Genomic DNA, 11,071 nt, shown 5'->3' on the forward strand with positions numbered 1-11,071 from the left:
GAAGAATTATGTCAAGTTTTGAAAATGTAAGCGTTGTTAAAGCTGCCAATATTTATTTTGATGGCAAGGTGAATAGTCGTACTATTGAGTTTTCCGATGGTAGCAAGAAGACTTTAGGTATTATGATGGTGGGTGATTATGAGTTTGATACCGATGATAATGAATTGGTGGAAATTCAAGCGGGTGAGGTAGATGTGTTATTGCCTAATGAAAGTAAATGGCAAACTTTTACCAAAGGCACTTCATTTGAAGTGCCAAAAAATGCTAGCTTTAAGCTTAAAGTAAAAGAAGTGCTTGATTATTGCTGTTCTTACTATTAACTTTTATCAAGCCAAACACCTAAGCCTTGAGCGCAGATTTCTAAGTCACCTTTAAAAACCTTAATTTGTTGAGTTTCATCTAAGACAACACCATGTTGCTTAGCAATCTCTAATAAGTACTCAAGCAAAGCTTGTTTAATGGCTTTATGGCGATTTACATGGCCCTGCATTTGTTTAGCAATATTAGTAAAGCCATCAATATGCGCTACTAACATATCAGCAGATTTTTGTGTGAATTCGATGCGGTTAAAATGCGTTAAGTAAGCGTATTTTGGTTGCAATTCCATCAGTTGTTTAAGGGTATTTTTCCAGGCATCGGGGTCAAATTGAATTGGTGTCGTTGGCGGGAAAATTAACTCTCCTTGCGTGGTGTCAAGCTCTCTGTAACTTACACCCAAGGTATCACCAGAGAAAATGCCACGGGATTTTTCATCCCAAATACATATGTGGTGTCTAGCATGACCAGGGGTGTCAATGAATTTTAGTGTACGCTCTCCAAGTGTGATGCTATCAAAGTCTTTTGCAATGGTAATTTTATCTTTAGGTACTGGGATTAAATCGCCTAAGCATTGCTTGAAGAACAATTCACCATATACCTTAATCACCCCAGAGCGTAATTTTGATGGGTCAATTAAGTGGTTTGCACCGTATTCATGTACAATGATTTTAGCATTGGGTAGGTACTTGATTAACTCACCTGCACCACCTGCGTGGTCAAGATGAATATGGGTTAGAATAATGTAATCGACATTTTCTCGTTTAATGTTTTTTTCATCAAGTGTTGCAAGTAGCATCGGTACCGACAGATAACAGCCAGTATCCACAAAAGCGGCGCGTTTATTGTCTTCAATCAAATAAGCGGCAACAAAATCATTGCGTATATGCTGTGTGTCAATACAAGTAACGCCAAAATCAAGGTCAAAGTAAATGGGTTTCATAAGTGTGTTATTTTAAGCAATAAAAAACCGCTCAAAAGAGCGGTTTTTAAAATAACCACAGACTTTTTTAGAAGTCGCCTGTTGCACCGGCTTGTTGAATAGCATCAATTGTTGCTTGGACTGCGATTGCTTTTTTGAGTAATTCAGGTGGTAATGGTGCACCACCATAAATCATAAGGTCCATATCTAAGGTGTAAATCCATTTTTTCCCTTGTTTGTCTTCAATCACTGCAAGACGACAAGGCAGATATGCTGAGAATGCATCTGAATGGTCAACCATTGTCATCGCTACTCTAGGTGAGCAGTATTGATAAATCTTTAAATAACGCTGCTTTTCACCCGTTTGTAATTCAACCATTTCTGAAAGTGCTAACATACCCACCGAACGAATACTTCTTTCTATTGCAACAGATTCCATTGCTTCTTCTATATCTTCGTTTGAAAGGTCATCAGCCACTGGAATGCGTACGACAGAGGCCATAGTGATATCACCAGTATCAAGCAGTTTGTTGGTCATTGGCATATAAACTTTTTCCATTGCATCTGGGTGTAGCGTTGGTGAAATCATCTCGCTGATAACTTTGCTGGTTACGCCGTATTGCACTTGTAATGACACCATGTAGTAAGTTGCGATTGCACCGATAACTATCAGTATGTTTTTAATTATATTCATCTTATTTCCTCTCATTAAAAGTTAAAACAATGATGCATTCTAACAGTTTGCTTATATAGTGCAAATGTATCAGTATATGATAATTTTCTTATATAGATGATGCTTGGGACTATACTACATGCAAGCCATTTAGCACAATATTAGTCAAGCTAACCACACCCACTATTTTTCCATTGTCTAACACCGGACAACGAGATAAACCAAGGCGAGTCAATAGCCTAGCACAATAACGAATATCCATATCGGAATGGACAGAAATAACAGGTTTGGTCATGATTTCATAGACATTAACACGCTCAAGCGCTCGGTCTTTAGCAATAACTTTAGAGGCGATATCGGCAATTAATACTACGCCATATTCATCATAATCATGAGATTTATCAACCAAAAGCATTTTGGTTTTTTTGTGTTGCATATCATTGAGTGCATTTTGCACGGTGCATTTTGAATCGACAATATCGACTTGCGTCCACATAATATCTTTTACTAAGGTGGGTGCTGTATTATTTATCATTATATTTTCTCCTCTACTGTGTGTGTTAGTGCTTGAATCTGATGGACCACGCCAAGTGCATCCTCTACATCAATTTGAAAGGCGATGCCCTCTTGAGCATTGCATTCGAAATCTCCCGCTTGCGCAATGGTTTCTAATATGTTTCTAGAAAGGTGTTGCTCCACGAGTAGTAATAGTACATCTCTTGGCGTTTCAATGTTGAGCCCTAGAAATGTTTTGTTGTGTTTCAAACCCTCACCTCGGGCTTGAGAGATGATGGTTGACCCTGTAGCGCCCTTATCTCTAGCTGCTTCAAGGATTAATTCAGTTTTGTTGCTATCAACAAAGGCAATAATCAGTTTAAAGTGCATTATTTTTTTCTCCTATTTAAAAAATCTGTTATTTGTGCATATGCCAGCACACTCATAATCGGGAATAATGAAGCAAAGGCAATCAGTCCAAAGCCATCAATAATTGGGTTTCTCCCCTCAATTGTACTTGCCAAACCCAAACCCAGGGCGGCAACCAAAGGCACAGTAACGGTAGAAGTGGTTACCCCGCCCGTGTCATAGGCCAAAGCAATGATATTTTTTGGCGCAAAATAGGTTTGTATTAACACAATCACATAACCCATAATAATAAAATAGTGAATTGGTAACCCAGCTACAATACGGAAACTGCCCAACGAAATACCCACTGCAACACCGAGTGCCACGGTAATACGAAGTGACCAAACTTTAATAAAACCACCCGATACCTGATTGGCTTTGATGGCAACAGCCAAGAGTGAAGGCTCAGCAATGGTGGTGGCAAATCCAATGGCAAAGGCGAAAATATACACCCAATAGTAACTGCCCCAATTAGTATTAGTGCCAATAAAATCAACACTGGTAAGCTGGTCTGCCATGAGTTTTCCAAGCGGAAAAAGTGCTTTTTCCAGCCCAACAATAAATAAAGTCAGCCCAATCCACACCAAAACAAAGCCAATAATGACCTGCTTTAAATGCGGAATTTTCTGTTTAAGGATAAGAAATTGAAAGCCAAATAATACCAAAGCAATAGGGGCTACATCCCAAAGCATGTCAACAAAGGGTTGAAATAAATCTACCATAGCATGCCAAAAATCATCACAGCAATAATCGGTAATAGTGAGGCAATGGCAATCATACCAAAGCCATCAGTCATTGGATTTCTACCACGAATTGAACTTGCTAAACCAACGCCCAATGCAGTTACCAGTGGCACAGTAATAGTACTAGTGGTAACGCCACCAGAATCATAAGCGATACCAATAATATTGTCAGGTGCAAAAGCGGTGGTAATAATAACCCCTAAATAGCCACCGATAATTAAGTAGGTTAGCGACCACCCCTTGATGATGCGCAATACGCCCAACAGCACTGAGAATCCGACTGATATTGCTACTGTATAGCGAAGCATTTGTGCATAAGGTTGTAATTCTATTTCTTTTATTAAGCCACCGAGTTGTGCTACATTGGCAGCCTCATTGGCAACTGCAATGAGTGCGGGTTCTGCTACTGTGGTGCCAAAGCCGAGTGCAAAGGAAAATACCAGTAACCATATTATTGAGCCTTTTTTTACAAAGGCAAATGCCAAAGCCTCACCAATTGGAAAGAGCCCTAGATTTAAACCATAGACAAATAAAGTTAAACCCAATAGGACAAAGCCTGTGCCAAGAACGATGTCGAAAAGGTTGGGAATGTTTTGTTGCAGCACAACGAGTTGAAAAAAACCAATTACCAATACAATCGGAGCCAAGTCTTTGGCGCTGTCTAATAAGTTGTGACTAAATACTTTGAGTATTTTTTTCATGAAGGTCTCATTATAATGTAAGCTATGAAAGAAGTCGTTTTAATTAATGGAAAGCAACAATCTACACTCAGCGTTTTTAACCGCCTGATTCAATTCGGCGACGGTTTGTTTGAAACCTGCGTGGCTGAAAATACCAGCTTATTATTTTGGTCACAACATTTTGAGCGATTAGAAAAAGGGCGCATACAACTAAAAATCAATCCAGTGAGTGAAAAAGTGTGGCTAGAAGATATTAGTGCGGCACTAAGAGTTGCTAACATGACTAATGCAGTGGTAAAAATTATCCTTTCTCGTGGTGAAAGTAGGAGGGGCTATGGGTTTGAAGAGCACATAGAGCCAACGCGACTTGTTATTGTATCTATGATGCCAGAAGTACCGAGTGAATATACACTGAGTATTTGTCACAGTGGCTATGCCAACAATCAATTATTGTCTAATATCAAGCATTGTAATCGCCTTGAGCAAATATTAGCACGCAGTGATTTGAGTGCTGATGAGTGCATTATGTTAGATGATAATGATTGTGTTATCTCAGTCACGCAAGGTAACATTTTTGCTATAAAGCATAGAGTATTATTAACACCAAATTTAGACAAATGCGGTATTGCAGGTACGCGTCGTGCTATGGTATTGAAAATTGCCGGTGAATTAGGCTTGCAAGTTAGAATAGAGCCATTAATATTACAAGAATTACTGGAATGTGATGAGGTGTTTATTACCAATAGTGTGATTGGCATTAAAACAGTTGCCTCTATTGGTGAAAAATTTTTTACACAACAAATCATAACTCAAAAATTAATACAAATTTTTAAGAAAATTAAATAATGAAAAAACTTCTAATAGCCATTATCGTATTTGGATTGTCACTATTTTATTGGGCAAACAGCATTAAAGTCATTGAGCCGATTGTTTATCATATACCGTCAGGGGTTAGTGTTACCGCTATTGCGAACAATCTTGAAAAGCAGGGCATTATTCGCTCAAGTTTTTTTGTGCGTGTAATGGCTAAAGTTTTTGGTTCTTATTCAAAACTAAAATCTGGTTATTATGATGTAGTGCCAAATATGAGCACGATGGATTTGCTTGATGATTTTGCATCGGCAACAGTAGCAACCCGCAATGTTACTTTGGTTGAAGGTAAAACTGCGCTTGACTATTACCAGCAACTTGAAAGCAATAAGGCGCTCAAGTCCAATGGCTCATTTGTAAGAACGATGCAAATAGCGGGCATTCAACCACCTTATGAAGGGGGTTTCTGGCCAAACACTTATCGCTTTGAAGTGGGTGATAGTGTCGCCAGTATTTTTAGAAAATCTAATCAAATCCTAAGAGGAATATTAGCCATTGAATGGAAAAAACGCGACAAAAACCTGCGTTTTAGTAGCCCAGAGCAAGCGTTAATATTAGCATCATTGATTGAAAAAGAAACCGCACACAATGCTGAAAAATCACACATAGCTGGCGTATTTATGCGTCGTTTGCAACGGGGTATGCGCCTGCAAACTGACCCAACCGTTGTCTACGCTTTGGGTAAATCATATCGTGGCTATTTAACACGAAAAGATTTAAGAGTTAATAGCCCTTATAACACTTATCGAAACCATGGACTACCTCCAACGCCGATTGCCTCAGTTGGCATTACTTCATTGCGTGCAGCGTTGCATCCTACATCAGGCGATAGTTTGTTTTTTGTTGCTAAAAAAGACGGCACTCATGCTTTTGCACGCACTTATGAAAAACATAAAAACAACATTAGAAAGTATCTAAAATAAGATTTTTGTATAACCATCTATTTATATGCAAAAGTCTCAGGGTAATTTTATGCAAGGAAAATTCATCACCATTGACGGCGTAGAAGGCGCAGGAAAAAGCACGCAAAGCGATCTTATTTATCAATATTTGGCAGATAAAGGCATTAATATTAAACGGACTCGTGAACCAGGGGGGACAGAAATGGGGGAAAAGATTCGCACCTTGTTATTGAGTAATTCCACAGGAAAAATGCACGCTGATACTGAATTAATGTTGATGTTTGCCGCCAGAAACGAGCACATTCAAAACAAAATAATACCAGCATTAGCGCAAGGTGACTGGGTGCTTAGCGATAGATTTAGCGATGCTTCTTATGCTTATCAAGGTGGCGGGCGTGGTTTAAATATGGCGCGTATCTCACAGTTAGAAAGTTGGGTGTTGCAGAGCTTTACACCCGATATGACTTTTCTATTAGATGTGCCTGTTGAGATTGGTATGAAGCGTATAGAATCCAGAGGTGAAAAGGACCGTATTGAGCAAGAAAGCCTAGATTTTTTTAATCGTGTGCGTAATGTCTACATTGAGCGCTCTAAACAATATCCTGATCGTATTAAGCTTATTGACGCATCACAAAGTGTTGAAAATACTTTGAGCCAAATTCAAGAAATTTTGAAAATGCTATGACACTTCCTTGGCACCAAAACGCTTTTGCAAAACTTAAACAGATGATTGATCAAAACCATCTGCCACATGCGCTGCTGATCACAGGCATGCCGCGGATAGGAAAATTTGAGTTAATGCAGCAACTCGTTGGCGTATTAATCAATAATGACAAAACCATAGACAAGGATAATGTTCGGCAAGAACTAGACACTTCTGTATTGATTAGGCGTTCTAACTATCTTAATATGATTTATTGTCGCGCGGGTGAAATCAACCCAACAACTAAGAATCGCTCTAAAGATATTCGGGTTGATCAGATTCGCAAGTTTTGTGAAACATTGGGCAAAACTGCCAACGAATTGCAAATTGGTGTTATTTTTTATGCCGATCAAATGAATGTTAATGCTGCCAATAGTTTGTTAAAAACTTTGGAAGAACCTAGGAAAAATACTCTGATTATTTTACTGGCACACAATGCTAAAAGCCTACCTGTAACGATTGTTTCTCGTTGTCAAAGTATTCATATTGGCCCTGCTTATGATCAAGCAACACAAGCATGGATTGAACAACATATTGAACATAATGAAGATTTTGATGTGGCGCATTTGTTAGAAGTCGCACACGGTGTGCCTTTTAAAGTGCTGGATGAGCTCTCAGGCGATAGATTTATTCATTATCAAAAATGGCAAAATCAATTATTAAATATTGCCATCCACCCAATGACAATTAATCAAACAGAGGATTTTGATGGTGTTGAGGTTGAAGTGTTGGGTTGTTTACAGCATTTAGTGATTGAAGGTATTCGGCTTAAATCACTCAAGCGTGAAGGGGGTTTGGTTGAGCTTAATCAAATTATCATGGCGGCAAAAATCGATTTTTTGTTTAAATTATTAAACGATGTTTCACATGCGATTAATCTATCAAAAACCAATGCCAATATTAAATTATTATTGGATAATATACTGATTGTATGGTCACACATCACCCACTTAAAAACCTATCCACAGATTTTGGAGAATAAACAATGACAAACTCAGAACAACTTTTCAACGAAGCACAACAGGTGATTCCAGGCGGGGTAAATTCACCTGTACGAGCCTTTAAAGGGGTGGGCGGCACACCGATATTTTTTACCCGTGGCGAAGGCGCTTATTTATTTGATGTTGATGACAATCAGTATATTGATTATGTCGGATCATGGGGGCCGATGATTTTAGGTCATGCCAACCAAAGTGTCGTAGTGGCAGTGGAACAAGCTTTACACAACGGCTTAGGCTTTGGTGCGCCGACGCAGATTGAAACACAACTGGCAAAAAAAGTATGCCAGTTGGTACCCTCTATTGAGCTCGTGCGTATGGTCAGTTCAGGCACAGAAGCGACGATGAGCGCTATTCGTTTGGCACGAGGATTTACAGGGCGTGATGACATTGTTAAATTTGAAGGTTGTTATCACGGACACTCAGATTCATTATTGGTAAAAGCAGGCTCTGGCGCATTGACACTTGGCGAGCCTAGCTCAGCAGGCGTACCAGCGGATTTTGCCAAGCACACCTTAACGCTTGAATACAATAATTTAGCACAAGTCAAACAAGTGTTTGCTGAAAAAGGCAAAGATATTGCTTGTATTATCGTTGAGCCTGTTGCGGGTAATATGAACTGCATCCTACCCGTTGATGGATTTTTGCAAGGTTTGAGAGAAATCTGTGATGAACACGGTACGGTGTTAATTTTTGATGAAGTGATGACTGGATTTAGAGTCGCATCAGGCGGCGCACAAGAAAAATTTGGCGTCACGCCTGATTTGACCACATTAGGAAAAGTCATTGGCGGTGGATTGCCAGTCGGCGCCTTTGGCGGCAAAAAAGCCATTATGGAGTGTATTGCCCCTTTGGGTGCAGTTTACCAAGCAGGTACACTCTCAGGCAATCCAATGTCAATGGCAGCAGGTCTGGCAATGTTAGAGGCGATTGATGCAGATAAAAACCTATATGCAAATTTAGAACAAAAAGCCCTTAAATTAACCAACGGCATTGTAACAGCAGCACGAAAGCATAATATTTCAATGACTTCTAATGTTGTCGGTGGTATGTTTGGCTTGTTCTTTACAGAGGTCGATACAGTGATAAATTTTGAGCAAACTTGTGCCTGTGATGTTGAGCGTTTCAATCAATTTTTCCACTTAATGTTAGCAGCAGGCGTGTATTTGGCACCCAGTGCGTATGAAGCAGGATTTGTTTCAACAGCACATAATGATGCTGATATTCAAAAAACCATTGATTTGGCAGACAGTGTCTTTGCTAAACTATAATTTTATATTGAAGTATAAAACCCCAACAATTTCAGACAACAATTTAAACTTTCTTATTTCGAACGAGTTAAACTAAACAAAAAAATCGGAGTAAAAAAATGAGTAAAAAACGAACAAAATATACCTCAGCATTCAAGACTAAATTAGTACTTGAATTACTACAAAATGAAAGCGCCATAGTGCAGATTGCCAGCAAGCATAATATTTTGCCTCAGAATCTACAAAATTGGAAGAAGACTTTCCTTGCTAACGCAGAGATTGCCATGGAGCCATCCAAGGCAGTCAAAGAATACAAAGACGAACTTATCAAAGCACAGATGCGAAATGAGCGTTTAACTACACTAGTAGGCAAGGTAACCGTAGAGAAGGAGTGGTTAGCAAAAAAGCTAAAAAGCTTGGGCTCATCTAACCGCAAACAGTTAGTTGATCTCAAGCCTTCCCTATTGCACGCCTCATATTCTTTGTCAGTTAATCATCAATGTCAATTGTTAGGTGTTAACAGAAGTGGGATTTATTACAAGCCAAAAGTAAATAACACCAAGCAATCTATCAAAAACCACATCACCAAGGTGTTTGAAAAAATACCCATCTATGGTGAGAAAAAAGTCCATCAACAATTACTTGAAGACGGCTACAAGGTGAGTTTAAACACCGTAGCACGCTATCGGCAAGAATTAGGTTTAAAGGCAGTATTAGCAGTTAAACAAGTTAATACAACTATACCAATCAAAGCACACAAGAAATACAGTTACAAGCTACGAGGGCTTAATATCAGTCATTCTAACCATGTATGGAGCACCGACATTACCTATGTCAAGATTGCAGGGGGTATGGTCTATATGGCAGCTATTATTGATTGGCATTCAAAAGCTGTTCTATCACACAGGATATCCAATACCATGGATTCTCAATTGGTAATGGGTGTACTTAATGACGCTTTAGAGAAACACCTACACCCACACCCACACCCACACCCACACCCACACCCAGAGATATTTAACACTGATCAAGGTAGTCAATATACCAGTGAGATACACACTAAACGATTAAAAGATTTAGGTATTACAATATCTATGGATGGTAAAGGTAGGGCTACAGATAATATCTGTATTGAGCGTTTCTGGAGGAGCGCAAAATGCGAAAGAATTTATTTAAATGAATATCAATCCATCAGTGATTTAATCACTGATATGGATGATTATATTGAGTTTTACAATCATCAAAGATTCCATGAAACATTGAAATATAAAAAACCAATGGATGTGTATCAAGAAAGTATAAAATTGAATCAGGAAAAGAAGAAGGTCTCTTAAGATGTTCTATATAAGAAATTTTAAAAAGTTGTCAGGGGTTTTGGGGTAATGTAAATTGCACCTAAAATCGCAATAAAAATAGGATAGGTAAACAAAGTCAATCTCTCCAACCCAGCAGAAATAGTTTCAAGACCTTTTAAATCCAATAAAGACGCCAAAAAATAACCGATAAAGCCCAGCCCAACAATACTAAATAGGGTTGTTTGAGCAAGTACCTTAGATTGGTCTTTTTTCCAAAAAATATAACTCAGTATGCCAAGGTAAATAGTCGCCCCTTAAAAACTCACTCCAAACAAACCAAAACCACCCATTTTTCCAACCATCCAAATCAACAAAACTGCTTTTTATCCAGCACCACAAAAAACCTTAGGTATTTTACAAAAAATAAGCCCAGTTTTTGCCAAAACAAAAAAATAGTGGCTATCACCAGCCATTTTCTCAAATTCCAAGCACAGGCAGCCATTAAAACATTAATCTCATCACCAACTTGCCCTTTGAGTAGGTTTCTAGAGAGTCTAAAATCTGATTTAAGATGTCCGATAATCGGCTCAATCGCTGCGCGTCTTTTACACAGTTTGCGCTTTTTGTCTTGTTGATAACGATTGTCTCGCTTAAGGGCTTTTTTAGGCAGGATGATGTTTGCACCGAGCACTACCTTTGCACCAACATAGCCTCGGTCGCATACCGCTTGTTTGATGGGTTTGTTTCTGTTGCTATTAGCATGGCTTATGGCAACATTTAAGGTTTTTGAGTCGTGAATATTTTTATCATGACTGGC

14 protein-coding genes are annotated in these 11,071 nt (G+C 38.8%); 7 read left to right on the top strand and 7 right to left on the bottom strand.

The annotated features are described in order from the left end of the window. The first annotated feature begins 8 nt into the window (after positions 1–8). Positions 9–320 (top strand): pyrimidine/purine nucleoside phosphorylase, encoded by a 312-nt coding sequence (gene ppnP, locus BHECKSOX2_RS07570; protein ID WP_139683090.1) that lies wholly within the window; start codon positions 9–11, stop codon positions 318–320. Here the strand turns inward: ppnP and BHECKSOX2_RS07575 are convergent. The 6 genes from BHECKSOX2_RS07575 to BHECKSOX2_RS07600 form a co-directional block, all read right to left on the bottom strand. Then, positions 317–1,258 carry an MBL fold metallo-hydrolase gene (locus BHECKSOX2_RS07575; RefSeq protein ID WP_139683091.1) on the bottom strand — a complete coding sequence of 314 codons (942 nt, stop codon included), beginning with the start codon at positions 1,256–1,258 and terminating at the stop codon, positions 317–319. The genes ppnP and BHECKSOX2_RS07575 overlap by 4 nt on opposite strands. A gap of 67 nt (positions 1,259–1,325) precedes the next feature. Further along, complete coding sequence (locus BHECKSOX2_RS07580) at positions 1,326–1,931, bottom strand: DUF302 domain-containing protein (protein WP_139683092.1); 606 nt, start codon at positions 1,929–1,931, stop codon at positions 1,326–1,328. A 109-nt stretch (positions 1,932–2,040) separates the two neighbouring features. After that, positions 2,041–2,445 (bottom strand): CBS domain-containing protein, encoded by a 405-nt coding sequence (locus BHECKSOX2_RS07585; RefSeq protein ID WP_139683093.1) that lies wholly within the window; start codon positions 2,443–2,445, stop codon positions 2,041–2,043. Further along, the gene (locus tag BHECKSOX2_RS07590) at positions 2,445–2,795 is read right to left on the bottom strand and encodes a P-II family nitrogen regulator (RefSeq protein WP_139683094.1); all 351 of its coding nucleotides are present in this window, start codon (positions 2,793–2,795) and stop codon (positions 2,445–2,447) included. The genes BHECKSOX2_RS07585 and BHECKSOX2_RS07590 overlap by 1 nt, the downstream gene beginning before the upstream one ends. Next, a complete protein-coding gene (locus BHECKSOX2_RS07595) occupies positions 2,795–3,535 on the bottom strand; it encodes a DUF1538 domain-containing protein (protein WP_090716704.1) in 741 nt (246 codons plus the stop codon). The genes BHECKSOX2_RS07590 and BHECKSOX2_RS07595 overlap by 1 nt, the downstream gene beginning before the upstream one ends. Continuing rightward, positions 3,529–4,257, bottom strand: coding sequence for a DUF1538 domain-containing protein (locus BHECKSOX2_RS07600; protein ID WP_090716707.1), 729 nt, complete (start codon positions 4,255–4,257; stop codon positions 3,529–3,531). The genes BHECKSOX2_RS07595 and BHECKSOX2_RS07600 overlap by 7 nt, the downstream gene beginning before the upstream one ends. A 24-nt stretch (positions 4,258–4,281) precedes the next feature. On the opposite strand from BHECKSOX2_RS07600, the gene pabC reads away from it, so the two are divergent. The 6 genes from pabC (at position 4,282) to BHECKSOX2_RS07630 (ending at position 10,293) form a co-directional block, all read left to right on the top strand. Beyond that, the gene (gene pabC / locus BHECKSOX2_RS07605) at positions 4,282–5,082 is read left to right on the top strand and encodes an aminodeoxychorismate lyase (RefSeq protein WP_139683095.1); all 801 of its coding nucleotides are present in this window, start codon (positions 4,282–4,284) and stop codon (positions 5,080–5,082) included. Further along, positions 5,082–6,029, top strand: a complete 948-nt coding sequence (mltG, locus tag BHECKSOX2_RS07610) for an endolytic transglycosylase MltG (RefSeq protein WP_139683096.1) — start codon at positions 5,082–5,084, stop codon at positions 6,027–6,029. The genes pabC and mltG overlap by 1 nt, the downstream gene beginning before the upstream one ends. A 49-nt stretch (positions 6,030–6,078) precedes the next feature. Next, complete coding sequence (gene tmk / locus BHECKSOX2_RS07615; protein ID WP_090716969.1) at positions 6,079–6,693, top strand: dTMP kinase; 615 nt, start codon at positions 6,079–6,081, stop codon at positions 6,691–6,693. Continuing rightward, positions 6,690–7,700 carry a DNA polymerase III subunit delta' gene (locus BHECKSOX2_RS07620; RefSeq protein ID WP_139683097.1) on the top strand — a complete coding sequence of 337 codons (1,011 nt, stop codon included), beginning with the start codon at positions 6,690–6,692 and terminating at the stop codon, positions 7,698–7,700. Before tmk ends, BHECKSOX2_RS07620 begins: the two co-directional genes overlap by 4 nt. After that, complete coding sequence (hemL, locus tag BHECKSOX2_RS07625; RefSeq protein ID WP_139683098.1) at positions 7,697–8,980, top strand: glutamate-1-semialdehyde 2,1-aminomutase; 1,284 nt, start codon at positions 7,697–7,699, stop codon at positions 8,978–8,980. Before BHECKSOX2_RS07620 ends, hemL begins: the two co-directional genes overlap by 4 nt. A 98-nt stretch (positions 8,981–9,078) precedes the next feature. Next, positions 9,079–10,293, top strand: coding sequence for an IS3 family transposase (locus tag BHECKSOX2_RS07630; RefSeq protein ID WP_139683099.1), 1,215 nt, complete (start codon positions 9,079–9,081; stop codon positions 10,291–10,293). 328 nt (positions 10,294–10,621) lie between these two features. Here BHECKSOX2_RS07630 and BHECKSOX2_RS07640 read toward each other — a convergent pair. Further along, positions 10,622–11,071, bottom strand: a 450-nt coding sequence (locus BHECKSOX2_RS07640) for a transposase (RefSeq protein WP_139682054.1), incomplete at its 5' end; no start/stop codon positions are given.

Source organism: thiotrophic endosymbiont of Bathymodiolus puteoserpentis (Logatchev), assembly GCF_900127505.1.
Taxonomy (GTDB): Bacteria; Pseudomonadota; Gammaproteobacteria; order PS1; family Pseudothioglobaceae; genus Thiodubiliella.